This window comes from Stenotrophomonas sp. 3diitr2024, assembly GCF_042136455.1.
In the GTDB taxonomy this organism is placed as follows: Bacteria; Pseudomonadota; Gammaproteobacteria; order Xanthomonadales; family Xanthomonadaceae; genus Stenotrophomonas; species Stenotrophomonas sepilia.
Genome location: NZ_JBHHMJ010000453.1, coordinates 20607 through 44419, shown reverse-complemented (window position 1 = coordinate 44419; position 23813 = coordinate 20607). Strand labels below are relative to the sequence as shown.

Genomic DNA, 23813 nt, shown 5'->3' with positions numbered 1-23813 from the left:
AGCATCCCACCAGCGGTTGGCCAGCGCGGCGAACTTGTCCAGCTCGGCCTGATCGAAATTGGAGGAAGCGTGGGGGGCAGTCATGAGGGGTCCTTGCGGATGCAGCGGCTGGGCGGTGGCGTAGGGCATGGGCGTGGTTCTACAGGCGTCATGGAAGTCAGCGCGAGAAGCCGGGCACCGGGTCCTGGCTGACCGGCCCCAGCAACCACGATCCCCATTCGGGAAGATGCGGCTTGGCTTCGCGCTCGCCAGGCAGCGGCAGTTCGGTATTGCGTGCCAGCGGCTGCACCAGACGCGGGGTGACGATGATCACCAGCTCCTTGTCCTGGCGCTTGTAGTCGAAGTTGCGGAAGAACGAACCAATGATCGGCAGGTCGCCCAGCAGTGGAATCTTGTTGACGTTGGAGACGATGTTGGAGCTGACCAGGCCACCGATGACGAAGCTCTCGCCATCGCCCAGCTCGACCGTGGTATCGGCGCGACGGGTGGTGATCGAGGGAATCTGCACGTTGTTGAGCACGATCGCGTTGCTGTAGTCCAGGTCGCTCGCCTCCGGCGCCACCTTCAGCGCGATCCGGTTCGGCGCCAGTACCGTTGGGGTCACGGTCAGGCCGATGCCGAAGGGCTTGTAGGTGATGGTGGTGGTGCCAAGCCCCTGCGGCTCCAGGATCGGCAGCTCGCCACCGGCCAGGAAGCTGGCGCTCTGGCCGGACAGTGCCACCAGCGTCGGCTCGGCCAGCACGCGCGCCATGCCATTGCTCTGCAGCAGTTCGACATCGGCGTTCCACAGTCCCTTGGTCGAGCCGAACACCAGCCGGAACGCCGAGGAAATCGGCGACACGGCCTCGTTGCTGCTGTTGCCTTCCTTCATGCCGGGCAGCAGGCCGGTATTGCCAGGCAGGCCAGTGCCGGGCCGCGCGAAGCCATAGGCGAAGCCGCCGTTGCGGTTCTGGAAGTTGATGCCGATCTGCTTCATCGCGGTCTTGTTGAACTCGACCACCTTGACCTCGACCTGGACCACGCCCCCACTGTTGATGGTGGACGCATCGGCAAGCATGCCGTCCTTGCCCAGCGCCATCGCCGCAGTGCGCTGTTCCTGCATGTGCGTGAGCATGCTGTCGGTGCTTCCCTGCAGGAGGCCCTGCTGGTCCTGCTGGGTGAACACCAGCCCGGTACCGCCGGTGCTGGCAGCGCCCTGTACGGCGCTCTGCACCCTTACCGTCAACCGCTGTGGCTCGGCCTGTCTGCGGTGCCACAGCAGCAGGGTGGTGGTACCGGGCATCTTGCCGACCAGCAGCGCCTGGCGCTGCCCGCGCAGCATCACGATGTCGGCCACACCCGGGTCGGCAATGGCCACCCGCTCCAGGTCGGCCGGCAGGTTCCAGGGACGCTGCTCGCGCGCCTGCAGCACCAGGTCATCGGCGGCCACGCTCGTTGCCGGCGCCAGCAGCACCAGCAGCAGGGCCAGCCAGCGCTGGCGGAGGGAGAGGCGTGGACGGCGGCGACGTTCGGTCATGGATGCACTCGATGCAGGTCAAAGGGAGGCACGGGATGCGGAACTGTCGCCGCGGATGATCTCGATCCCCGACGCGCGCGGTGCACTGCGACGTGGCGCCGGCGCGCGCGACGGTGAATCCGGGGTGCCGCGTTGCGGTGCACTGCCACGTCCGGCCAGCGCGTCGCTGTCGATACCGGCAAAAGCGTGGTTCTCCGGCCGCTGCAGGGCGAGCTGCTGTTCGGCGTCGAGCCCACGCAGCGGGTCGATCACTCCGCGCGATTGCGGGAACAACGCCAGGTCGGGCAGGCCGGTATCGGCGGGATTGCGCAGGGCCAGGAAAAGCTTGCCCTGCTGCGCACCCAGCAGCAGCCGGTTGGCGTCGGCCACCGGTACCGCAAGCACCGCGCTGCGTGCGGGTTGCGGCGCTTCATTGCTGTTGCTGTGCGTGCTGCCACTTCCGGTGATGTCGGCAGCGCGCGGGTCGTTGCGGGAGTCGGCCTCGCTGTTGGAAGTAGTCTCTGTGGCCACCGGCACGATGTCCTGCTGGCCGTAGCTCAGGACGCGCAGGCGCGACAGCAGCAGGCGCGTCTGCGCGGCTTCGCCAGGGCTGTTGATGTTGGGCTGGGCGTTGCGGAGGTTGAGGAAGACGTCGACGAAATCACCGGGAAGGATGCGGTTGCCGGCACCGACCAGTTCGTCCACGGGCACGGCCAGTGCACGCTCGCCCGGCCGCAGCTGCAGCGAGAAGCCCTGAGCCAACGCGCTGCCGTTGATCACACTGCCTTCGGCAATGTCCTGCACCGGCACCTTGCCGGTCACGGCGGCAATGCTGGTAGCGGCGCCGGGGACGGGTGAGGTGCGCTGGGCCAGGCGCAGGCCGTTGGCGCTGATCGGCTCGCCCGCAGGCAGGCGTGCCACGGCTTCGACCACGGTGATCGCCTGCGTCTCGTTGTGAGCGACTGGTGCGACCGTTGCAGGTGCGGCGGGTTTGCGCCCGATCATGAAGGCGATCAGCGCCAGCAGCACGGCCAGGCCGATCAGGGCGACGGCAGCGATGCGGGTCAACTTGAGCATGGAACCGTCTCCAAAGTACCGATCATCAATTGCCGCTGCCGAGATCGAGCTGCGCGACCGCGACGCTGCGGATGGGGGCCTGCATCACCCACTTGTAGAGCGTGGCGGTGCCGGGCAGGAAGGGATGGTTGGCGTAGTCGTAGCTGACCGTCACGGTCATGCACTGGGCCGTGGCCAGACCGGCGCAGGGCGCCTGTGCCGACACCACGATGGCGTCGCTGCCCCCCGCGCTGCAGTCCACGTTCTGCCTGGAAAACTGCAGCAACCATTGCATCGAGGTGCGTGCGGCGACGCAGGCGGCTGTGCGTCGTTCGCTGGCGGTGCCGTAGCGCAGCGAGGCGCGCGCGCCTTCGGCCGAGGCGGTGGCCAGGGTCTGTTGCGCCGCCATGATCATCACCCCGGAGAAGGTGAACAGCAGCAGCGGCAACAGGCCGAGCATCAGCATCAGGGCGAACTCGATGCTGGCGACACCGCGTTGCAGGCGTGGGCTGCGGATGTTCATGGTGCACCTCCGTAGATGCTGGCCAGCACCCAGCCGATGGCGGCCAGTGCCAGGTAGGCTGCATAGGGAATGCCACGTCGTCCCTGGCGGGCGGCCTGCATGTCACGCAGCACCGGATGCGCTTGCCACTGCGTGCTGGTGCGATTGACCTGCATCTGCAGGTGACCGGGCAGCAGCACGCCCAGGCGGCGACCGGCCAGCACCAGCACGGCATGCAACCCAGCCGTGAGGCTCGCTACCAGCCAGACCGGCAGCAGCGCCTGCCAGCCCAGCATCAGGCCCACCACGGCGAAGAACTTCACGTCCCCGGCGCCCATCCAGCGCAGGGCATGGAACGGCAGCAGCGCCAACAGGCCGATCGCCGCGCCGGCCAGGTGGGGCAGCCACGGCTGGCGCGGCGCACTGAACTGGCCGACCACGATCACCGCAGTGGCGATCACGCATGCGGCGACCAGCCAGGTGTTGGGCACCCGACGGGCATACAGATCACTGATCGCGATCCGCAGGCAGACGCCGATGGCCAACAATCCCAGCACTGTCATCGCACACTCCATCGTCCGTCACTGGACGGTCTTCGCCTGGTTCCATGCGCCCCGCCGTCGCGGCCCTGCCGGCCGCGCGCGGTCGCCGCTCAGGTCGTCGAGCCCGACGCCTTGGTGGCCAGTGCGGAGAGGTTCTTGAACAGCGTTTCGAAGAACCCCTTGATCTGGTCGTTGCCGACCGCAATCAGGACGCCAGCGATGACGGCAGCCAGCAGCCCGTACTCGAGCGCGGTGACGCCGTCTTCTTCCTTCAGGAATTTGCGGATCGATGCGTTCATGACCAATGTCTCCCTCTACCTGTCTGCGGATGCAGTACACCTGCGTTGGGCGGTGGCCCGGCTCCGCCGGGATCGTCCGTGGGCCTCCGCGCGTCCTGGCGGAGGAGGCACGGCGGGACTGGCCCGCTGTGCTCAAGCAGGGTGATCGTTTCCAGGCGGGACATCGGCCGCACGGTCGCGACCGGACGGCCCGGGGCCGGTGGTCGAGGCATTCAGTGATGCGTGCGTGGTCATGCTGTCCCCCTGGGTGCGGCCAGATCAGATGGCCGGATCACCGTAATGTCGACTTTGCCTGAATGGCGGTTGGCTGCAACCGGAACCTATATGCAAATTCGGCAGAAACCCCGGAAGCCTGAAAATTTCAGATGGTTTCTGTGACGAAAATCCGTTCGCACGCAAAACGATTCATTGTCGTGCAGATAATGTGATTCGCTTTGTGGTCCATGCGAAAACCGTGCCAGCCGCTCCGACATTTTCTTCACTTGTGTATCCATTTTCATCATGCCGGGCCGCGGGTTTACCTTTGCCGATTATTGGGCATACTCGCATTCAAGCTCTTGCATTGATTTGTACGATCGCATCGACGCCGGCGCCGCCGGCGTGGCAACAGAAATGGATTCTGGATCGTTGTGCGCCCTGTCAGGCAGTGGGGGCCGCAGCGGATGGCGGATCAACGGGGGGACAACACTGTCATGGTCGATGGTGGGGTAGAGGACAGCGACGACAGCGGCCTTCGGTCCATAGACCTGGCCACGCTGAGCGGCGTGCTTCGCGTCTGTGATGTCGAACTGCTGCTGCTGGATGGCAACGGGCCACGGGCGGCGTTCGCTTCGCGCGTGCACGAGGAAGCCCTGTTCTGCAGCATCAGCTGCGGCTTCCATTGCCGTGGCCGTTTCATGCTGCCGCCGGACTGGGCGATGCTGGGGTACCTGCACGCCACCGATGAAACGATGAGCTGGTGCCACGGCGTGCCGCTCACGCCGGGCATGGCGCTGACGATCATGCCGGAGGGCATCAGTGAGTTCACCCTGAGCCCGGGCACGCACATGACCCTGATGCTGGTGCCGGTGGCCCGCGTCCAGCGCAAGCTGACCGAACTGAGCCTGCGCAGCACGCCACCTGCTGGCCAGGCACTTTCGCTGTTCAACCTGGCCAGCGACGCCACGCCGCTGGCGCGCCATTACCAGCAGCTGCACCTGCAGCTGGGACAGGGGGCAGGGCTGCAGCCGGATGAAACCGAGAACCTGCTGCATGAGCATGTGCAGGCCCTGCTGGGCGCCGGTGCGGCGGATCGCCCGGGCTGTACCCGTGCGCGGCGCACGCATTATCTGATCGCGCAGCGTGCAGAGAACTTCATGCGGCTCAACCTGCGTCGCAACATCTACATGAACGAGATCTGCGATGCCGCCGGCGTCAGCGAGCGCGGCCTGCGCTATGCGTTCGAGGACCTGTTTGGAACCTCGCCGAACCGCTACCTCTCCATGCTGCGCCTGTGCGCGGCCTGCCGCAGCCTGTCGATGGCAGACTCCAGCCGTCGCTCGGTGAAGGCGATCGCCCTGAGCTGCGGGCTGTGGGACCTGTCGCGCTTCGCTGACAACTACCGCAAGGTATTCGGCGAACTGCCGCGCGACACCCTGATGCGCGCACCCGCGCAGATCGGCCAACCGGCCTGATCCAGGCCCGGCAAGGGTTTTTGCGGTGTTTATGCCGGAATTGCGTATCCGCTTGCCGATCGTGTTGCCGCTTATGCATAGCCGGCTGCCGATTCCGGCCGTGGATTTGCCGGAATGCGCGATTGCCGTGCCGGATTGAAGTGCACCGCCCTCGTTGCAACCGCTGAAATGTCAGTCACCTGCCTAGCGGCAAGTCCACTGACATTCCAGTTGTTCGCCTACGGGGGAAATGCTCATGAACCGCATCTACCGGCGTGTATGGAACCGCCAGCTCAATGCTCTGGTTGTGGCCTCGGAACTGGCCACCGGCGACAGCGGCGGCAGCGCCGCACGCGATCCGCGCGCCTTCCTGCTGATGCCCACGGCCCTGGCGCTGGCACTGCTGTGTGCGCTGGCCAGCGGTCACGCTGGGGCCTCGGAAACCAATCAATCGCTGCGTGACCTGCAAGCACTCGCGGCAAAGTATGCGCAGCCGATGCCGGTCAAGGTTGACGCGGCAGTGGCCCTGGCTGCCGCCGCGCGGCAGGCGCAGAACAGCCCCGCAATCAGTGCGGATGCTCGTCTGGGCCTGCAGTTGAATACCACGTCGCTGCCGCAGGTATCTGACGTGTTGCCGGCCACCGTGCAGGTGAAGCTGGCAGCGAACACCGTGCCGAAGCAAGTGGCCGTGCCGGCGCTGGTGGCTGATGTCCGCGCCAATGTTGGCGTGGGCAACGCTGCGGCCAGGGCGGCACAGGTGGATGCATCGCTGGCTGCGCACGTCGCGCCCGGCGCCCAGGCGCCGCTGGGCGTCGCTGCCGATGCGCGCGCCAGGGCCAAGGTCGGCATCGCTGGCCGCCAGGTCGCTTCGATCGATACGGGTGCCCGGGCGGCCGCCGGCCTCAGCGGTGCAGCCGCCGGATCACTGCCTGGGCTGAAAGCCACCGTCGACGGCAAGGCCGACACGCATCTGGCGGTCGCTGGCCATCACATCGAAGGGCAGGGCCAGGCCCGGGCGACGGCGGCAGTCACGCTGCCGGCCAAGGAGGAGCTGCCGGGTGAAACCCATGATCGTGCCATCAGCGCCGCGTTCGATGCCGGCGTCGCCGGCAAGGTGCGCGTGCAGGCGCCGGACGGCCAGGAGGTAGTGGCCGATCGCAACCTGAAGCTGGCCGGACAGGCGACCGTCGCGGCGCAGCACAGCGCACTGGGCGTCGGCAACCTGGTGGGTGGTGCGGTGGGTGCTGTCGGTGGGACGCTTCACAGTGCCGCGGGTGCAGTTGGTAGCGCGGTGGGTGGCGCGCTGAACGGTACAGTCGGCACTGTTGGCGGCGCAGTGGGAGGCACGCTCAACAACACGGTAGGCGCAGTCGGCGGCGCAGTGGACGGTGCTCTGAACGGCACTGTCGGTACCGTTGGAAGTGCAGTGGGCGGCGCACTGAACGGCACCGCCGGCCAGGTCGGCAGCGCCGTGGGCGGCACGCTCAACAACACGGTTGGCGCAGTCGGTGGCGCAGTTGGTGGTGCTCTGAACGGCACCGTCGGCCAGGTTGGCGGCGCCGTGGACGGTGCTCTGAACGGCACTGTCGGTACCGTTGGAAGTGCAGTGGGCGGCGCACTGAACGGCACCGTCGGCCAGGTCGGCGGCGCCGTGGGCGGCATTCTCAACGGCACCACCGGCAGCCCCACCGGCGACCTGGGCGGCGTGCTGGGCAGCACGCTGGGCAGTGTCGGAAGCGCGGTGGGCAACCTGCTCAACGGCAATCTCAATGGCACCGTCGGCAACCTGGGCAGCGCCGTGGGTGGCCTGGTGGGAGGCACGCTGGGCAGCCTCGGCCTGACCCAACCCTCGGCGATTCCGCCAACCAGCCCGAAGGCGCCCGCGCCGGCCGATCCGAATGCTGGCCTGATCATCGGCACCGGTGGCCTGGTCGGCAATGTCGGCCAGCTGATCGGGCCGACCACCACCAGCCTGTTCGGCGGCAACGGCTACCTGAGCAACGGCAATCTCAAGCTCAGCAACGCCAACGTCATGCAGACCTATTCGACGGTCAATGTGCTGGGCCTGCCGGTAGTCAACCTGTCGCCGGTCGGCAGCACGCTCAATGGCCTGGGCGGCGCAGCCACGGGCGGCAGCTCGCACCTGACCCTGATCGGTGGCGTGACTTCCGACAGTTACATCTACAACATCAACAACGGCAATCCCGGTGGCCTGCTGGGCCTCCTTCTGCCAACCGACTCGCCGGCGTGGGCGGCCAAGTGCCTGGACATCGCGCTGGCCGATATTTCCTGCTGGGCGGTCAACGCGGCACAGGACTACCAGGTGTTGATGGGCGATGGCGCCTTCGCCAACGGGTCCAAGGAAGTGGTGATCGGTGCCAATGCACGCCATGAACTGCCGAAGGTCGATGCCAATGTCGCCTTCCCCGGCGATGGCGTCAACGATCCCAGCAATCCGACCGGCGTGCCGACGGCCGACTATGCCGCCCGCATGGGCCACTCGGTCGTCGTCGGTGACAGTGCCGTGGGCACCGCCAACGGACAGACCCTGCTGGGTGCCGAAGCCACTTCGAACCAGGCCAACTCGGTCGCGCTGGGTTACCGCTCCGCTGCACTGCGCGGCGCTCAGGCCAGCTACAGCGCGTACGGCCTCACCGCACCCCAGGTCTCGGCCGGCGAAGTGTCGGTGGGCACGGCCGGTGGCGGCGAGCGGCAGATCACCAACCTTGCCGCGGGCAGCGCCAATACCGATGCTGTCAACGTGGCCCAGCTGAAGGGCGCCATCAGTCTGATCGACGATGTGGCCTCCGCAGCGGTCACCTATGACCTGGACGGCTCGGGCAACCCGAACTATCGCCGGGTCACGCTCGGCGCAGGCACCGGCACCACCACCATCGGCAATCTTGCCGCCGGCGCGGTCACCGCCGGTAGCCTGGAGGCGGTCAACGGCGGCCAGCTGGCGGCTACCAACAGTGCCATCGCCAGTTTCTTCGGTGGTCGTGCGGCTTTCGATCCGGCCAGCGGCATCTTTACTGCACCGTTGTTCGAGATCAGCACGATCTCCACTGGTGGTGCCATCGCCAAGGGCCTGTATGAGAATGCCACCGATGCCTTCGCCGCAGTCGATGGCTCGCTGGTCAACCTCAATACGCAGATCACCGACATCCGCAACGGTGGCACCAAGTACCTGCGGGTGAACTCGACCGGTACCGAGGCGCTGGCCACCGGCGCCGACTCGATCGCGGTCGGTACCAACGCCCGCGCCACTGCCGCCAACAGTATCGCGGTGGGTGCCGGCAGCCTGGCCGACCGTGCCAACAGCGTGTCCATCGGTGCGGCCGGTGCCGAGCGCCAGGTCACCAACATGGCGGCCGGTACTGCTGCGACCGACGCGGTCAATGTTGGCCAGCTGCAGGCATCGGAACAGGGCGCGCTGCGCTATGACCTCAACGCCGATGGCAGTGTCAACTACGCCAGCGCCACGCTGGGCCAGACCGGCACGGCAACCACGCTGCGCAACCTTGGCCCGGGCCAGGTCAGTGCCACCAGCAGTGAGGCCATCAATGGTGCCCAGCTGTTTGCCGCCAACCAGGCGGTAGCCACCCATCTGGGCGGTGGTGCCGCGGTCGATGCCAACGGCGTACTGACCGCACCGACCTACTCGATCAACAACGTCGCCGCCAACGGCACCGTGACCAAGGGCAGCTACAACGATGTTGGCACCGCGTTCGATGCCGTCAGCAACTCGCTGGCCAACGTTGCCGACCAGACCGGCGAGATCGACAAGCTGGCCGTGAAGTACGACGTCGATGGCAGTGGCAACGTGCTCAACAGCGTGACCCTGACGGGTACCGGCACCGGCGCGGTGAAGATCACCAACGTCGCCGCCGGCAGCATCCTGGCTGGCAGCAGTGATGCCATCACCGGCGACCAGCTGTTCAGCACGAACAGCACCATCGCCACCTACTTCGGCGGCACCACCGCCTACAACGGCACCACCAACGTGTGGACCGCGCCGACGTTCAGCATCTCCAGCATCGCCACCGATGGCACCTTCACCAGCGGCGACTACAACAACGTCACCGCCGCCTTCACCGCTGTCGACGGCTCGCTGAAGGTCCTAAACCAGCGCATCACCAATGGCGGTGGTGGCAGTGCGTACCTGGCGGTCAACTCAACGGCGGCCGCAGCCACCGCGGCAGGTGCGGAAGCGGTGGCGGTCGGCCCGCAGGCCAGCGCAGCCGGTGCGAACAGCGTGGCGGTCGGCAACGGTGCCAGCAGCAGTGCCGGCAACAGCGTGGCGCTGGGTGCCGGTTCGGTCGCCAGCGTCGGTGCACAGAGCGGCTACACCGGCGCCTACGGGCAGACCGGTGCCAGCAATTCGGCCGGTGAGGTCTCGGTCGGCAGCAGTGGCAGCGAACGCAAGATCACCCACGTAGCCGATGGCTCGGACACCTATGACGCGACCAATGTCGGCCAACTGAAGAACGGCGTGAACTACGCCATCGACGAGTCGAAGAAGTACACCGACCAGAAGATCCAGAACATCACCAACGTGGCGGGCAGCTTCCGCGCCAACAACACCAACAACCTGGCCGATCCGTCCGCCAGCGGCGCCAACTCGGCCGCCGGCGGCGCAGGCTCCACCGCCGCCGGTGCCAACTCGACCGCGCTGGGCAATGGTTCGCAGGCGCAGGCCGACAACTCGGTGGCATTGGGTGCGGGTTCGGTCGCGAACCGGGCCAACACGGTCTCTGTCGGTGCCGCCGGTGCCGAACGCCAGGTGGTCAACGTGGCAGACGGCTCGCAGGCCACCGATGCGGTCAACGTGCGCCAGCTGCAGGCTTCGCAGCAGGGCACGATCCGCTACGACACCACGGTGAACGGCGCGACCAACTACAACAGTGTCACCCTGGGCAGCACCAGCAGCGGCCCGACCACGGTCCGCAACGTTGCCGCCGGCACCGCCGGTACCGACGCGGTCAATGTGGACCAGTTGAAGTCGGGCATGGCGCAGACCCTGGACTGGTCCAAGGCCTACACCGACGAGCGAATGGGCGGCTTCGAGCGCGACCTGCGCAAGACCGACAATCGTGCTTCGGCCGGTATCGCTTCGGCGATGGCCACCGCAGCGCTGCCGCAGCCGAGCGAGGCGGGCCGCAGCATGGCCTCGATCGCCGCCGGCAGCTACAACGGCGAATCGGGCGTGGCGGTCGGTATCTCCGGTGTCTCCGAAGGCGGCCGCTGGATCTACAAGTTCAGCGGTTCGACCAACAGCCGTGGCGAGGCCGGTGTGGCCGTCGGTGCCGGCATCCAGTGGTGATCCCCGCCGCCGGGCCGCACCCGCGGCCCGGCATCGCGGAAACGTCTACAGGGGGAACGAAATGAAACAGCATCGCATCGCCCGCGCCGGCCAATGTGCCGCCACGCTGGGCCTGATCCTGGGGATGGGCCTGCTGGCCGCCTGCCGCAGCCATGCACCGGCCGCCGACGGTCCTGCCGAAGCCACCGCCGTGCACTTCCCGGAGGCCTCCAGGGCCTCGCTGAAGGAAGGCATCTATCCCGACGTCGCCGACCTGCGCCGCTTCGCGCCGGGCATGAGCAAGCGGCAGCTGTACACGCTGCTGGGCACGCCGCACTTCAATGAAGGCATGTGGGGCGTGCGCGAGTGGAACTACCTGTTCAACTTCCGCACCGCGCAGGGCGCGGAGTACTTCACCTGCCAGTTCCAGGTGCGCTTCGACAGCAAGGGCATCGCGCAGGGCGGTTATTGGAAGCCGGAGTCGTGCGCGGCCGTGCTCGAACCGCCGCGGCCACCAGCGCCGCTGGCACCGGCACCGCTGCCGGAGCAGCCCCTGCGGCTGTCGGCCGACGCGCTGTTCGGATTCGACAGCGCGGTACTCAGCGCCGAAGGCCAGCAGGCGGTGCAGGGCATCCTGGCGCAGGTACGCGAGGCCGCGCAGGTGCAGTCGATCAAGGTAACCGGCTACACCGACCGCATTGGCAGCGCCAGCTACAACCAGGCACTGTCGCAGCGCCGCGCCGATGCCGTGCGCAACGCGCTGGTGCAGGGGGGCGTGCCTGCAGCCAGCATCAGTGCCGAAGGACGCGGTGCGGCCGAGCCGATCGTGCAGTGCGAGCAGCGCAACCGGCGCGAGCTGATTGCCTGCCTGGCGCCGAACCGGCGCGTGCAGATCGCCGGGATGGCACAGCCACGTTGACCTTCCTGCGCCGGGGCGATGCCCCGGCATCCCGAGTCCCCCCTGACCGCCGGCAGGCGTGGCAACGTCTCCCCCGTCGTCCACGCCTGCCTGCGGCTCAGGTTTCCAAACGGTGCACGCGATGAATGCCCAATTCCTGCCCCTCTCCATGAAGACGGAAGCTACGCTCAGCGTGTATGGCCAGCTCGGCAACCATGCCGTGGTGCGCATCCCCGGGCGGCGCCTGCCGGGCCTGATCCTGCAGGCCGATACCGTGGCCGGGTTCCTGGCCCAGCTGCAGGAAGCCCAGGCCTGCCTGCGCAGTGGCCGCGCACAGCGCACCGATGCCGAGCTGGACATGCTGATCGACGTGCTGCAGCAGTGGTATGCACTGATCGAATCGCGCCTGGCCGACGCCGGCGAGGCCCTCTAGCAAAAAAAGGGACGGAGGGGATTAAGTCGTTTCCGGCACAACCGGGGCATATGCGACTTAATCCCCTCCGTCCCCTTTTTTCAAGCGTGGGCGCGGATCAACCAACAGGCGGCATCCACGCGAACGCGGTCACCTTCGATGAACGGCGCGAATGCGGCCAGTGCTTTTTCGCGAAGCACTGCGGCGCGGGCTTCCGGCATCGATCGCAGGGCCAGTCCCAACGGTCCCAGGTGACCGACATAGGTCGGCAGGTCTTCGCGGGCGAGCGAACAGGGCAGGTCCACCGCAACCACTTCCACGTCATTCCAGCCGGCGGCCTGCAACAGGCGCTGCACGCGCTCGCCATCGGCAAAAGCGAACTGTCCCGGTGCGCCGGGTACGCGGGGCGGAAGATCCAGTTCATCGCCAATGGCGCGCTCGGCGGTGGTCATGAACGGATTCTCCCCGGCACTGCGCCACGCGATGAAGCGCAGCCCAGCGCCCGGTGTCGTGGCACGATGCAGGTTGGCGAACGCGGCCTGGCTGTCCTCGAAGAACATGACGCCCAGCCGCGACTGGATCCAGTCGAAGTGCGCGGGCGGCAGCGGATGGCGCTGCGCGTCTGCCACGATGAAGTCCGCGTCCAGTCCTGCCGCCTTGGCGCGCTGATGGGCCAGCGCCAGCATCGGCGCGGAGATGTCCAGGCCGGTGCAATGTGCCGCGGGACGCGCTGCGGCCGCGGCCAGCAGGCTGGCGCCGGTGCCGCAGCCGATGTCGAGCAGTTCGGTAACGGTCTCAGGAAGTTCGGTGACCAGCAGGTCAGCCATCGGCTGGAACAGGCCGTCAAGAACAGCCTGTTGCGCAACCCACGCCTGGCCGCCAGGGCCGTTCCACAGGGCGTACTGATCAATGGGAGATGTGCTGGCCATGGCCTTGCCTCGCCGGGTAGTTGCCCATAGCTTGGTGCTTGAAGGTCACTTGAGGTCAAGCCCGTGCGTGAACTGGATATCGGCGAGGTGGTCAAGCGCAGTGGCGTGCCGGCCTCGACCCTGCGCTACTACGAACAGCTGGGGTTGCTGCAGGCGCTGGGGCGCCGCGGCCTGCGCCGGCAGTACGACGCGCAGGTGCTGGAACGGCTGGCGCTGATCGGCCTGGGCCAGGCGGCCGGGCTGTCGCTGCAGCAGATCGGTGCATCGCTGCCGTCGCAGCAGGGGTGCATCTCACTCGACCGCGAGGCGCTGCTGGCACAAGCCGAGGTGCTGCAGCGGCAGATCACCCGGTTGCAGCGGGTGCGCCGGCACCTGCAGCGCGCAGCGGCCTGCCCGGAAGCGCAGGACGCGCGGCAGTGCGGTTCATTCCGCAAGCTGCTGCGGGCACAGCAGCGCATGACGGGTGGGTGAGAGAAGCGCATCCACGCATGGCGTGGATCTACTGCACCACGAACTCGGTAGATCCACGCCATGCGTGGATGAATCAATCGCGGGTACTGACTTCCCACGTGGCATGCAGCACGCCCGGCACCTGCTCCATCCGTGCCAGCACCACGTCCAGTTCATCGGCACTCACGGCCGTACTGACCAGCACCGCGATCACATCGGTAGGCGCGTCGGCATGCTCGACTAGCTGCACATCGCCCACCGGATACTGCGCCGCTTCCAGCGCATCGACCAGGCGCTCGCGCACCCGCGGCACGGCGTCGGCATCCACGCTCAGGCGCACCTCGTAGGTGGCTTCGGTCGCTGCCTCGTTGATCGGAATGCGGTTGATGGCATTCACCAACGGCCGCAGCAGGGTGTTGCCGGCGATGATCAACACGGTCAGCAGCACGCCCTCGGCCAGCATGTCCGCGCCGGTGCAGCTGCCGACCGCTGCAGAGCACCACAGGGTGGCGGCGGTGTTCAGGCCACGCACGTTCATGCCTTCCTTCATGATCACGCCGGCGCCGAGGAAGCCGACACCGGAGACCACGTAGGAGATCACCCGCACCGCCTCGGCGCTGCCGGCGATGCGCATGCCGAGGTCGACGAAGGCGGCGGCGCCGACCGCCACCAGCACATTGGTGCGCAGGCCGGCGGTGCGTTGCCGGTACTGGCGCTCGGCACCGATCAACGTACCCAGCACGAAGGCGGCCAGCAGGCTGACCACGGTGTCGGCGAAGGGACCTGCCTGGAAGGTCTCAATGAAGCGCATGGCCGGAGTCTACCCGGTCGAGGTGACAGTAGATCCACGCCATGCGTGGATTTCGAAAGTGCCAGAAGCGACTTAATCCCCTCCGTCCCCTTTTTGCGGGGTCAGTCGGTGTCGTCGACGCGCTCGCCCATCAGTTCGCGCTGGCGCTTGTCCAGCTCCTCGGCGTAGCGCTTGCGTACGAAGGCTTCGGACACCACGCCCAGCACCTGGCCGTCGGCGCCGACCACGGCCAATTCATCGGCCTGGGTCTGGTCGAAGCGCTGCATCACGCTGACCACGTCCGCGGACGGCGAAAGCGACACGTCACGGTTCTCGGCCAGCTCGCCAATCGCCGTCTCCGGTTTCACGCCGTCGCTGTAGACGCGCGGAATCTGCACGATGCCGGCGTAGTGGCCCTCGCTGTCGATCAAGATCACCCGGCTGCCCGAGCCCAGCGGGAAGCGCTGTCGGAACGCCTCGGCGTCAAGGTCGGACGGGGCGGTGGCCACGCCCTTGCGCATCAGTCGCCCGGCGTTGAGGTTCTGTACCCAGCCCACGTCGCGGGCACTCTTGATGGTCTCCCCGCGCAGGTGCATGCGCCAGGTCGAGAACGAATAACCAAACCACTGCCGTACCAGCGTGCTGGACACCAGCACCGCACTCATCACCACGCTGGTCAGCAGGAAGTCGTGGGTGCCTTCCAGTACCAGCATGGCCATGGTCATCGGCGCGCCGACCACGGCTGCGGCCAGCGCCGCCATGCCGGCCAGCGCGGCGGAGGTGGCGTCGACCACCGCCACGCCGGTGGCCATGGCCAGCAGGCCGGCGAACAGCGCGCCGACCAGGGTGCCCATGAACAGCGAGGCGAAGAACAGGCCGCCACGGAAGCCGAAGCCCAGCGAGATGCCCGAGGCCAGGCACTTCAGGGTCAACAGGCCGCCGATCCAGATCAGCGGCAGGTGCGTGGTCAGGTCCAGATGCAGCGCGCCGTGGCCGGACGACAGCACCTGCGGGCTGGCCAGGGCCAGCGGTATCAGCAGCAGTCCACCGACCACCGGCCGACCCCAGGCAGGCAGCGGGCTGCGCTTGACCGTGCCCTCGATCGAGGCGATCAGCCGCATGATGGCAATGCCGACCATCGCGCAGCAGCAGCCGAGCAGGCCGTAGATGGCGTAGTCGGCGGCGCGAACGTCGATGGTCGAGGCAGCGGGCAGCAGGTAGGCCTCGATGCCAGCCTGGTCGGCCACGAACGCGCCGGCCAGCGCAGCCACCGCCACCGGCGCCAGTGCGGCCGGGGTGTAGGCGCCGATGACGATCTCGAACGCATAGAACGCGCCCGCCAGTGGCGCACCGAAGGCGGCGGCGATGGCGCCGGCGGCACCGGCGCCGACCAGGATGCGCACGTCATTGCGGCGCAGGCGCATCACCCGGCCCAGCTGCGAACCACTGCCGGCGCCCATCTGCGTATACGAAGCCTCCAGACCCACCGAGGCGCCGCAGCCATTGGACAGCAGGGTCTGGGTCAGCACGATCAGGTTGTCGCGCATCGACATGCGGCCGCCATGCAGGGCATTGGCTTCCACCGCATCGAGCAGGGGCCGCTTGAGCCGGGTCGCGGCCAGGCTGACCAGGCCGACCAGCAGGCCACCCAGCGGCAGCACCAGCAGCGCGGTCCATGTCAGCGAGGGCAGGGAGCTCAGGCGCATACCGTCGTCCAGCCCATACAGCGTGCCCTGCAGCCAGCGCGCGATGCCCGACTGCAGCAGGGTCAGGTAGCCGGCGATCAAGCCGACCAGCAACGCCAGCGCGATGAACCACAGGTCGCTGCCACGCAGGCGCAGGCGCAGGCCCTGGAAGGCCAGATGCAGGCGCGATGGCGAAACAGGCAGTGACATGGTGGCGGCATGATACGCCGCCACCGTGAGCGCCACCGTCACTGCATCGGGCGGTTATGGCCTCAGAAGCGGTAGCGGCCCTGCACGTAGAACGTGCGCGGCGCGGCCACCATGCGGCCGGCGTTGCCATCAACGTTGCGGGTGTACCAGCGCTTGTCGGCCAGGTTGTTCACGCCCAGCGCAATCTCGCTGTCGCCCAGGCCCGGCACCTGCCAGGCCACCTGCGCGTTCCACAGGCGCACGCCCGGCACGCGGCCCACGCGCGCATCGGCGGTTTCTTCCCAGGTGTTGGCGGCATCGGAGAACTGGCCGCTCTGGTGGGTGCTGGAGACATTGAAGGTCCAGCCGGCCAGTGCGTAGCGGGCGCCGACGCTGTCGGTGTCGCGCGAGTAGAACGGCACGTCCAGGCCACGGTTGTCGCCCGACTGCTGGATCGCCTTGGTCCAGGTGTAGTTGGCGTACAGCTCCAACCCGGCCAGCGCACTGTCCTCGGCGAAGTGGTACTCCAGTGCACTCTCCACGCCCTTGTGGTCGGTGGCGCCGATGTTCTGGAAGGTCGGCGGGGTGATTCCCGGCACCTGCAGGATCTGGTTGTCGAAGCGCATCTTGAACACGGTCACTTCCGCGCGCAGGGCGCCGTCCTGCCAGCGCGCGCCCAGCTCGGTGGTCCTGGCGATTTCCGGGTTCAGCGGGTTGTTGGCCGTCTGCGAATTGAGCTGGATGTTCTGCACCGGCCCGAACGAGGTGGTGTAGTTGCCGAACACGGTCAGCTGCGGAGTCAGCAGATAAGCGATGTTGAGCGAGGGCAGAGCCTTGTCGTTGCGGCTGCTGAAGGTCGCCGCGCCACCGGTCTGGCGGCGGTCCATGTCGATCCACTCCATGCGCACGCCCGGGGTGATCCGCCACTGGCCGATCGCGATGCGGTCGTCGATGTAGAAGGCGTGCGCGTCGGTGGCGTTGTCGAAGCGGGTGGTGGCACTGGCCGCGCCGGTGCGGCGGGCGACGGTGTAGCTGCGGTCGTTGCCGCGCTCGCGCAGGAAGCGGTAGCCGGCGGTGATGTCATGCATCGCGCTGCCCCAGTGCAGGCGCTGGGTATAGCGCGGCTCGATGCCGAGCACGCGGTAGTCGCGCGGCTGCACGGTCAGCTGGGTGTTGGCGGCGTTGATCAGCGAGCTGGCACGGGTGCTCTCGTTGTAATAGGCCAGCACCTCGAACTCGCTGTTGGCCGACAGCGTGTTGGTGTAGCCCAGGTCGACGCCGGTGCGGTGGCCCTTCCAGAAATCGGTGGGGCGGGTGTTCTGGAACGGATCGGCCTCGTACTGGTTGCGGGTCAGGCCGCCCGGGGTCAGCGAGCGCACATCGTAGTAGGACAGCTTGGCGCGCAGTTCCTGCTGCGCATCGATGGCGTAGGCGAACTTCAGCGCGAGATCATTGAAGCGGTCATCGCTGCCCCGGCGCCAGCCGCGACCATCCTGGCCGGAGTACAGCAGCGCCGCGCCCAGGCCATTGTCGCCGGTACCGCCGAGGAAGGCGTTGTACTGGGTGCTGTCACCGCCGCCGTGGTCGTAGGCGGTGTAACGCACGCCGGCTTCGCCGTGCAGGCCGGCCTCGGTGGGAATGGAGCGGGTGCTGAAGTTGATGATGCCGCCCACGTTCTGCGGCCCGTAGCGCACCGCGCCGCCGCCGCGCACCACGTCGATCGACTCGATGTTGGACAGGCTGGTCGGCGCGAACGACAGCTGTGGCTGGCCATACGGCGCCACCGCCAGCGGCACGCCGTCCAACAGTACGGTCGAGCGCGGCGAGTAGCGCCCGGTGAGGCCGCGCACGCCGATGTTCAGCGACACCGAACTGCCTGCGGTGCCGGAGTTGTCGGTGACTTGCACGCCGGGGATGCGGCGCATCGCATCGCCGAGGCTGGCCGCGCCGCTGGCCTCGATGCGCTGGCGGTCGACCACGGTGCGCGCGCCGGCGAAGCTCTTCACGCTGTCATGCAGGCCGGTGCCCAGCCAGCTGCCCGAGACCTGGATGCTGTCCAGCGTGGTGGCGCCGTCCTGGGCGAAGGCGGTGGCGGCCGGGAGCAGGCACAGGGTAAGGGCGGCGGCCAGCGGCAGGCGGGCCGGTTGCAGGGCAGGGATGGGCATCGGTGCGGGCTGTGGACGGCGGTAAATGAGAATTATTGCTGATTCCATTCGTCAATGGAATGCGCCGCCGGTTCACGCTGTTCCCCCGGTGGTAGAGTGGGCGATTGCTTCCTGACTCGCTGAGATCTGCCATGTCCCAAGCCGCCTTCTACCCCGTCGGAACCCCTGGCCAGCCGTGGGGAGCGGCGGAACGGGAGACGTGGCGTGGCCGCCAGCAGCGCCTGCGTCGCTATGACGAGGAAGTGCTGCCGCGCATCGAGGCGCTGGCCCCGCGCTTCGACAAGGTGGCCTATGGCCAGCTCGACTACGCTGGCGAGACCTACACCCTGTTCGCCCTGCGCAGCCGCGATTGGAACCCGGCGCTGCCGGCTGCCCTGGTTACCGGTGGCGTGCACGGTTATGAGACCAGCGGCGTGATGGGCGCGCTGGAATTCCTCGAAAAGCACGCCGCCGACTACGCCGGCAAGGCCAATCTGCTGGTGGCACCGTGCGTGAATCCGTGGGGCTTCGAGCGCATCAACCGCTGGAACTTCGATGCGATCGACCCGAACCGCAATTTTCGTGTCGACGGCCCGGCCCGCGAGTCGACCGCGTTGATCGAGCTGATCGCACCGATCAAGGGTCAGTTCGTGCTGCACATCGACCTGCACGAGACCACCGACAGCGACGAGAGCGAGTTCCGCCCGGCGTTGGCCGCGCGTGACGGCAAGCCGTTCGAACCGGGCCTGATCCCCGATGGCTTCTACCTGGTGGATGACAGCGAGAACCCGCAGCCGGCCTTCCAGCAGGCGGTGATCGCCGCGGTGGAGAAGGTCACCCACATCGCGCCGGCTGACGACAAGGGCGAGATCATCGGTTCGCCGCTGGTGGCCCACGGCGTGATCGAATATCCGCTGGTGAAGCTGGGACTGTGCGCGGGCATCACCGGTGCGAAGTTCACCACCACCACCGAGGTCTACCCGGACAGCTCCCGGGCGACCCCGCAGCAGTGCAACGACGCGCAGGTGGCTGCGGTGTGCGCGGCACTGGATTACGCGCTCGCCCATCGTTGACCCCTTTTTCACCCCAACGCGTCGGCCCACCACAGTGCGGCCGGTCCCGGCGGCGCGTCGCGGCGCCAGAGCAGGTCGCTGTGGATGCGCCGCGGCCAGCCGGGCAGCGTCAGTTCCACCAGTCGCCCGCGGTCATAACGCTGCACCAGTGCCCGCGGCAGCTCGGCCCAGCCGATGCCGTCCTCGGCCATCTCCATCACCATCAGATAGTCGGTGGCGGTCCAGGCCAGGCCGGTGACGATGTGGGATTGATCGACCTCCGCACTCAATCGCACCTGCCGGTGCCGCGCCAGCTGTGCGGCGCTGCGACGGCCGGCGCTGGCCAGTGGGTGCTCGCGCGCCACGTACACCGACAGTTCGCTGTGATGGGCCAACGGCCGGGCCATCAGGCCATCCGGATAGCTTTCCTGTTGCGGCAGCAGGCCCAGCGCGGCGCGGCCGCTGCCGACCAGCTCCAGCACGTCATCGCCTTCGGCATCCAGCCATTCCAGTTCGATCTCCGGGAATGCTTCGGCAAAGCGCTGCAGCACGCGCTGCCCCGGATCGAGCTGGTACACGTCGGAGAACACCACGGTCAGCCGCGCTTCGACCGGCGCGGCCAGGCGCACACTCAACTGCTGCAGGCGGGCATCGGCGGCGAGGATTTCCTGGGCATGGCCGAGCACCTGGCGCCCGGCCTCGGTCAACCGGGGGTAGCGCCCGCTGCGGTCGAACAGGCTCACCCCCAGGTCGGCCTCCAGATGGGCAATGGCGGTACTGACCGTTGACTGGGTCTTGCGCAGGCGGCGCGCCGCCGCCGAGAACGAGCCCAGCGCGGCGGCTTCCACGAAGGCCTGCAGGGATTCAGGGGAATAGGGCATTGATCCATCGCTCCTGTCGATGGGATCTATTTTGATACCACCGTAAAAGGCGATGATACTGGCCGTCGTCGCCCCTGTCTGCGGGGCGTTCCGGACCCTCCACGCATGCCGTGGACCCATTGAAGAGGCGGCGCGGTCCCCGCCCTGCAAGGAGCTTCACATGTCCCGTACTGTTCCCGCCCGTGGCGCGCTGGCCGCCTGGGCCTGCCTGACCGTGGCGATCATCGCCGAGGTGGTCGGCACCTCGTTCATGGCCCATGCCGCCCGCGACGGCGGCTGGAGCGGCTACCTGATCATGGCCGGCGCACTGGCGCTGTCCTACTTCTTCCTGGCGCAGTCGGTGCGCCGCATCGCCGTGGGCGTGGCCTACGCGGTGTGGGAAGGCCTTGGCCTGACCCTGCTGACCGTGGTCGGCCTCACCGTGTTCGGTGAAAGCCTGTCGCTGCAGCAGCTGGCCGGCCTGATGCTGGCCGTGGCCGGCATCGTCTGCGTCACCCTCGGGGAGGCGCACTGATGAATACCCTGGCCCTGTTTTTCGTGATCTGCTCGGCGCTGACCGACGTCGCCGCCAACATGATGGTGGCCAAGTCGGAAGGTTTCCGTCGTTGGCGCTGGGGCGTCGGTGCGATCGTCCTGGTCTGGATCGCCTTCGCCCTGCTGGGCCAGGCCGTACGCTACATGGATCTGGCCACGGCCTATGCGATGTGGGGGGCGATCGGCGTGATCGGCACCGCCACCTGCGGCCGCCTGTTGTTCGGTAACCGCCTGCGGCCGATCGGCTGGGTTGGCATCGCCCTGGTCACGGCGGCGGTACTGCTGCTCAGCACCGCCAAGTAGCAGCACGCCCGGTCGCGAGCGGGGCGGCGATGATGCAGCGATTTGCGAAGTCGCCCGCGCTCATCGACACTGCGGTTTTCCACATGGAGTGCCCGCATGTTCAGCCACATCACCGTAGGAACGAACGACATGGATGCCGCGCGTCGCTTCTACGACGCCCTGTTCGCTGCGATGGCCGCGCGTGCGGGCGTATTCGACGAGAAGGGACGGCTGCTGTACTTCAAGGATGGACGGATGTTCGGTGTAACCGCGCCGATCGATGGGCAGCCAGCGTGCCATGCCAACGGTGGCACCATCGGTTTCAGTCTGGGCAGTGCAGAGGCCGTGCGTGCCTGGCAGGAAGCTGGAGTGGCTCACGGTGGTACCGCCATCGAAGATCCGCCCGGCGTCCGCAACATGTCCGGTCGGCAGGTGTTCCTGGCCTATCTGCGTGACCCGGATGGCAATAAGCTGTGTGCGGTGCATGTAATGTCGTGATCGGACAGGATGCGCGTGGCCGCGCCGCAGGCGGTGCGCGCGGCCCGCGCAAGCAAGGGTGCGTCGCAGCGCGCGCGTGATACCACGGAATGAGCGGACGGGCCTGCGACCACAGGCCGCAACTTCATGCTCTGTCCACTGCGGTTCAGCCAGAATCGGTCGGCTAACCCTTTGATCTACCGGAGAACGCCGCCCCATGGAAGTACTGGAGCCGCAACAATCCCCGGTGCGCACCCTTCGGCCTGTGTTCGCCTTCGCGGCGATCGTTGTCGTGGCGTTCGCGCTGTTCGTCAGCCTGTTCCCGCTCGGCGCGGGCCGCCTTCTGCTCAAGGCACAGGACTGGGCCGCCCTCAACGTCGGCTGGTACTACCTGCTGGCCATGACCCTGTACCTGGTGTTCGTGGTGGGCGTGGCGCTGTCCAAGTACGGAGGCATCAAGCTGGGTGCCGACCATGACGAGCCGGAGTTCAGTTACCTCTCATGGGCCGGCATGCTGTTCGCCGCCGGCATCAGCATCACCCTGTTCTTCTTCTGCGTATCCGAACCGCTGACCCACTACCTGCAGCCGCCGCAGGGCGATCCGGCCGCAGGCGAGGCTGGCGCGCGCCAGGCCATGCAGCTGCTGTTCCTGCACTGGGGCCTGCACGGCTGGGGCGTGTTCGCGCTGGCGGCGATGGCGATGGCCTACTTCGCCTATCGCCACAACCTGCCACTGGCCCTGCGCTCGGCGCTGTACCCGCTGATCGGCAAGCGCATCAATGGCCCGATCGGCTACACCGTGGATGCGCTGGGCATCGTCGCCACCGTATTCGGCATCGGTGCCGACATGGGCTTCGGCGTGCTGCACCTCAATGCCGGCCTCTCGCACCTGTTCGACATTCCGCACTCCAACCTGGTGCAGATCATCCTGGTGGTCAGCATGATGGGCGCGGCCGTGGCCGTGGCCGTGTCCGGCGTCGAGAAGGGCGTGCGCTGGATGGCCAACATCAACATGCTGCTGGCGATCGCGCTGGTGCTGTTCATGCTGTTCGCCGGGCCGACGCAGTACCTGTTCAGCACGCTGATGCAGAACCTGGGCGACTACCTGGGCAGCGTGGTCGGCAAGAGTTTCGATGTGTACGCCTATGGCGGCCGACCGGAATGGCTGGGCGGCTGGACGGTGTTCTACTGGGCCTGGTGGATCGGCTGGGCACCGTTCGTCGGCCTGTTCATCGCGCGCATCTCACGTGGCCGCACCATCCGCGAATTCGTGTTCGGGGTGCTGCTGATCCCGCTCGGCTTCACCCTGGCCTGGCTGTCGATCTTCGGCAACAGCGCGCTGGACCAGGTGCTCCACCACGGCCAGCAGCAACTGGCGCAGCTGGCGGTGGATGACCCACCGACCGTGTTGTATGCACTGCTGGATGGCTACCCCTGGAGCCGCGCGGTGATCACGGTGACAGTGCTGGTCAGCTTCATCTTCTTCGTGACCTCGGCCGACTCGGGCGCGGTGGTGTTGTCCACGCTGTCGTCGCATGGTGGATCACCCGAAGACGATGGTCCGCGCTGGCTGCGCGTGTTCTGGGGCACAGTGATTGCGGTGCTGACCGCAGGGTTGTTGCTGGCCGGCAGCATCGATGCATTGAAATCGGCGGTGGTGCTGGCATCGCTGCCGTTCTCGGCGATCCTGCTGCTGATGATGTGGGGCCTGACCCGCGCGTTCAGTGACGAGTCGCACCGCAAGCGCGCGCTGCAGTACCGGCCGTCGCCGTTGATCGGAGACGATCGCCATCATCAGGGCTGGCGCCAGCGCCTGAGCCAGGCCATGCACTTCCCGGTGCGCGACCAGGTCTACCGCTTCATGGATGACACCGTGAAGCCGGCGATGGAGGCGGTGGCCGAACAGCTGCGCGGGCAGGGTTGGGATGTATCCACCCGCTTCGAGGCTGGCGACATGGAGCTGACGGTGAACCACGGCGAGCAGCAGGACTTCCTGTACCGGGTGATCCTGAGCGGCTACCTGACCCCGTCGTTCGCCGCGCAGCAGCTGCGCAACCAGCGCTACTACCGCGCCGAGGTGCACCTGTTCGAAGGCAGCCAGGATTACGACCTGGTCGGCTACAGCCGCAAGCAGATCATCAACGACATCATCAGCCAGTACGAACGGCACCTGCAGTTCCTGCACCTGAGTCGGTGATGGTAGTGCCGGCCGCTGGCCGGCAACGCGAACGGGGCGGCGCAT

General features: G+C 67.4%; 20 protein-coding genes and 1 pseudogene. 10 read left to right on the top strand and 11 right to left on the bottom strand.

Annotated elements, in window-relative coordinates; genetic code table 11:
• The 6 genes and pseudogenes from ABGA94_RS11425 to ABGA94_RS11400 form a co-directional block, all read right to left on the bottom strand.
• Window positions 1-84 (bottom strand): annotated as a pseudogene (locus ABGA94_RS11425) (bifunctional 3-demethylubiquinol 3-O-methyltransferase/2-polyprenyl-6-hydroxyphenol methylase); the annotation flags it as partial.
• Window positions 85-157: 73 nt separating this feature from the next.
• A complete protein-coding gene (locus ABGA94_RS11420) occupies window positions 158-1516 on the bottom strand; it encodes a type II and III secretion system protein family protein (RefSeq protein WP_065178477.1) in 1359 nt (452 codons plus the stop codon).
• Between the two features lie 18 nt (window positions 1517-1534).
• Window positions 1535-2572, bottom strand: coding sequence for a Flp pilus assembly protein CpaB (gene cpaB, locus ABGA94_RS11415; RefSeq protein WP_095377121.1), 1038 nt, complete (start codon window positions 2570-2572; stop codon window positions 1535-1537).
• A gap of 25 nt (window positions 2573-2597) precedes the next feature.
• A complete protein-coding gene (locus ABGA94_RS11410; RefSeq protein WP_197599166.1) occupies window positions 2598-3074 on the bottom strand; it encodes a TadE/TadG family type IV pilus assembly protein in 477 nt (158 codons plus the stop codon).
• Complete coding sequence (locus ABGA94_RS11405) at window positions 3071-3616, bottom strand: prepilin peptidase (protein WP_053500173.1); 546 nt, start codon at window positions 3614-3616, stop codon at window positions 3071-3073. The genes ABGA94_RS11410 and ABGA94_RS11405 overlap by 4 nt, the downstream gene beginning before the upstream one ends.
• Before the next feature lie 89 nt (window positions 3617-3705).
• The gene (locus ABGA94_RS11400; protein ID WP_005416979.1) at window positions 3706-3894 is read right to left on the bottom strand and encodes a Flp family type IVb pilin; all 189 of its coding nucleotides are present in this window, start codon (window positions 3892-3894) and stop codon (window positions 3706-3708) included.
• 692 nt (window positions 3895-4586) lie between these two features.
• Between ABGA94_RS11400 and ABGA94_RS11395 the strand changes: the two genes are divergently transcribed.
• The 4 genes from ABGA94_RS11395 to ABGA94_RS11380 all read left to right on the top strand — a co-directional run bounded on the left by ABGA94_RS11395 (window position 4587) and on the right by ABGA94_RS11380 (window position 12179).
• On the top strand, window positions 4587-5567 hold the full coding sequence (locus ABGA94_RS11395; RefSeq protein ID WP_053500175.1) for a helix-turn-helix domain-containing protein: 981 nt from the start codon (window positions 4587-4589) through the stop codon (window positions 5565-5567).
• A gap of 235 nt (window positions 5568-5802) precedes the next feature.
• Entirely contained in the window at window positions 5803-10869 is a 5067-nt protein-coding gene (locus tag ABGA94_RS11390; RefSeq protein WP_375367319.1) for a YadA-like family protein, read from the top strand.
• A 61-nt stretch (window positions 10870-10930) separates the two neighbouring features.
• Window positions 10931-11767 carry an OmpA family protein gene (locus tag ABGA94_RS11385; protein ID WP_338167493.1) on the top strand — a complete coding sequence of 279 codons (837 nt, stop codon included), beginning with the start codon at window positions 10931-10933 and terminating at the stop codon, window positions 11765-11767.
• A gap of 148 nt (window positions 11768-11915) precedes the next feature.
• On the top strand, window positions 11916-12179 hold the full coding sequence (locus ABGA94_RS11380; RefSeq protein ID WP_223224455.1) for a DUF6959 family protein: 264 nt from the start codon (window positions 11916-11918) through the stop codon (window positions 12177-12179).
• An 80-nt stretch (window positions 12180-12259) separates the two neighbouring features.
• Here ABGA94_RS11380 and ABGA94_RS11375 read toward each other — a convergent pair whose 3' ends face one another.
• Window positions 12260-13087 (bottom strand): class I SAM-dependent methyltransferase, encoded by an 828-nt coding sequence (locus ABGA94_RS11375; protein ID WP_262220940.1) that lies wholly within the window; start codon window positions 13085-13087, stop codon window positions 12260-12262.
• A 63-nt stretch (window positions 13088-13150) separates the two neighbouring features.
• On the opposite strand from ABGA94_RS11375, the gene ABGA94_RS11370 reads away from it, so the two are divergent.
• The gene (locus ABGA94_RS11370) at window positions 13151-13558 is read left to right on the top strand and encodes a MerR family transcriptional regulator (RefSeq protein ID WP_111127994.1); all 408 of its coding nucleotides are present in this window, start codon (window positions 13151-13153) and stop codon (window positions 13556-13558) included.
• A gap of 73 nt (window positions 13559-13631) precedes the next feature.
• Here ABGA94_RS11370 and ABGA94_RS11365 read toward each other — a convergent pair whose 3' ends face one another.
• From ABGA94_RS11365 to ABGA94_RS11355, 3 genes are all read right to left on the bottom strand, one after another.
• The gene (locus ABGA94_RS11365; protein WP_262233556.1) at window positions 13632-14348 is read right to left on the bottom strand and encodes an MgtC/SapB family protein; all 717 of its coding nucleotides are present in this window, start codon (window positions 14346-14348) and stop codon (window positions 13632-13634) included.
• A 101-nt stretch (window positions 14349-14449) separates the two neighbouring features.
• Window positions 14450-16222 (bottom strand): chloride channel protein, encoded by a 1773-nt coding sequence (locus ABGA94_RS11360; protein ID WP_375367316.1) that lies wholly within the window; start codon window positions 16220-16222, stop codon window positions 14450-14452.
• A 62-nt stretch (window positions 16223-16284) separates the two neighbouring features.
• Window positions 16285-18366 carry a TonB-dependent receptor family protein gene (locus ABGA94_RS11355; protein WP_375367314.1) on the bottom strand — a complete coding sequence of 694 codons (2082 nt, stop codon included), beginning with the start codon at window positions 18364-18366 and terminating at the stop codon, window positions 16285-16287.
• A 131-nt stretch (window positions 18367-18497) separates the two neighbouring features.
• Here ABGA94_RS11355 and ABGA94_RS11350 point away from each other — a divergent pair, with 131 nt between their 5' ends.
• Window positions 18498-19418 carry a M14 family metallocarboxypeptidase gene (locus ABGA94_RS11350; RefSeq protein ID WP_111127998.1) on the top strand — a complete coding sequence of 307 codons (921 nt, stop codon included), beginning with the start codon at window positions 18498-18500 and terminating at the stop codon, window positions 19416-19418.
• A gap of 8 nt (window positions 19419-19426) precedes the next feature.
• Here the strand turns inward: ABGA94_RS11350 and ABGA94_RS11345 are convergent, their stop codons facing one another.
• On the bottom strand, window positions 19427-20278 hold the full coding sequence (locus ABGA94_RS11345; protein WP_188238485.1) for a LysR family transcriptional regulator: 852 nt from the start codon (window positions 20276-20278) through the stop codon (window positions 19427-19429).
• Window positions 20279-20438: 160 nt separating this feature from the next.
• On the opposite strand from ABGA94_RS11345, the gene ABGA94_RS11340 reads away from it, so the two are divergent.
• From ABGA94_RS11340 to betT, 4 genes are all read left to right on the top strand, one after another.
• A complete protein-coding gene (locus ABGA94_RS11340; protein ID WP_005416959.1) occupies window positions 20439-20792 on the top strand; it encodes an SMR family transporter in 354 nt (117 codons plus the stop codon).
• Window positions 20792-21115, top strand: coding sequence for a multidrug efflux SMR transporter (locus ABGA94_RS11335; RefSeq protein WP_111128000.1), 324 nt, complete (start codon window positions 20792-20794; stop codon window positions 21113-21115). The genes ABGA94_RS11340 and ABGA94_RS11335 overlap by 1 nt, the downstream gene beginning before the upstream one ends.
• Window positions 21116-21211: 96 nt before the next feature.
• Window positions 21212-21592, top strand: coding sequence for a VOC family protein (locus ABGA94_RS11330; protein ID WP_021204273.1), 381 nt, complete (start codon window positions 21212-21214; stop codon window positions 21590-21592).
• Window positions 21593-21788: 196 nt separating this feature from the next.
• On the top strand, window positions 21789-23768 hold the full coding sequence (betT, locus tag ABGA94_RS11325; protein ID WP_329915910.1) for a choline BCCT transporter BetT: 1980 nt from the start codon (window positions 21789-21791) through the stop codon (window positions 23766-23768).
• The last annotated feature ends 45 nt before the right edge of the window (window positions 23769-23813 follow it).

What these genes read in the sequence shown, in the direction of transcription:
- ABGA94_RS11340 (WP_005416959.1), top strand. Translation starts at nt 20,439, where the DNA reads ATGTCCCGTACTGTTCCCGCCCGTGGCGCGCTGGCCGCCTGGGCCTGC.
- ABGA94_RS11375 (WP_262220940.1), bottom strand. Translation starts at nt 13,087, where the DNA reads ATGGCCAGCACATCTCCCATTGATCAGTACGCCCTGTGGAACGGCCCT.
- ABGA94_RS11420 (WP_065178477.1), bottom strand. Translation starts at nt 1,516, where the DNA reads ATGACCGAACGTCGCCGCCGTCCACGCCTCTCCCTCCGCCAGCGCTGG.
- ABGA94_RS11395 (WP_053500175.1), top strand. Translation starts at nt 4,587, where the DNA reads ATGGTCGATGGTGGGGTAGAGGACAGCGACGACAGCGGCCTTCGGTCC.
- ABGA94_RS11390 (WP_375367319.1), top strand. Translation starts at nt 5,803, where the DNA reads ATGAACCGCATCTACCGGCGTGTATGGAACCGCCAGCTCAATGCTCTG.
- ABGA94_RS11360 (WP_375367316.1), bottom strand. Translation starts at nt 16,222, where the DNA reads ATGTCACTGCCTGTTTCGCCATCGCGCCTGCATCTGGCCTTCCAGGGC.
- ABGA94_RS11345 (WP_188238485.1), bottom strand. Translation starts at nt 20,278, where the DNA reads ATGCCCTATTCCCCTGAATCCCTGCAGGCCTTCGTGGAAGCCGCCGCG.
- ABGA94_RS11350 (WP_111127998.1), top strand. Translation starts at nt 18,498, where the DNA reads ATGTCCCAAGCCGCCTTCTACCCCGTCGGAACCCCTGGCCAGCCGTGG.
- betT (WP_329915910.1), top strand. Translation starts at nt 21,789, where the DNA reads ATGGAAGTACTGGAGCCGCAACAATCCCCGGTGCGCACCCTTCGGCCT.
- ABGA94_RS11335 (WP_111128000.1), top strand. Translation starts at nt 20,792, where the DNA reads ATGAATACCCTGGCCCTGTTTTTCGTGATCTGCTCGGCGCTGACCGAC.
- ABGA94_RS11330 (WP_021204273.1), top strand. Translation starts at nt 21,212, where the DNA reads ATGTTCAGCCACATCACCGTAGGAACGAACGACATGGATGCCGCGCGT.
- cpaB (WP_095377121.1), bottom strand. Translation starts at nt 2,572, where the DNA reads ATGCTCAAGTTGACCCGCATCGCTGCCGTCGCCCTGATCGGCCTGGCC.
- ABGA94_RS11365 (WP_262233556.1), bottom strand. Translation starts at nt 14,348, where the DNA reads ATGCGCTTCATTGAGACCTTCCAGGCAGGTCCCTTCGCCGACACCGTG.
- ABGA94_RS11355 (WP_375367314.1), bottom strand. Translation starts at nt 18,366, where the DNA reads ATGCCCATCCCTGCCCTGCAACCGGCCCGCCTGCCGCTGGCCGCCGCC.
- ABGA94_RS11380 (WP_223224455.1), top strand. Translation starts at nt 11,916, where the DNA reads ATGAAGACGGAAGCTACGCTCAGCGTGTATGGCCAGCTCGGCAACCAT.
- ABGA94_RS11385 (WP_338167493.1), top strand. Translation starts at nt 10,931, where the DNA reads ATGAAACAGCATCGCATCGCCCGCGCCGGCCAATGTGCCGCCACGCTG.
- ABGA94_RS11410 (WP_197599166.1), bottom strand. Translation starts at nt 3,074, where the DNA reads ATGAACATCCGCAGCCCACGCCTGCAACGCGGTGTCGCCAGCATCGAG.
- ABGA94_RS11400 (WP_005416979.1), bottom strand. Translation starts at nt 3,894, where the DNA reads ATGAACGCATCGATCCGCAAATTCCTGAAGGAAGAAGACGGCGTCACC.
- ABGA94_RS11405 (WP_053500173.1), bottom strand. Translation starts at nt 3,616, where the DNA reads ATGACAGTGCTGGGATTGTTGGCCATCGGCGTCTGCCTGCGGATCGCG.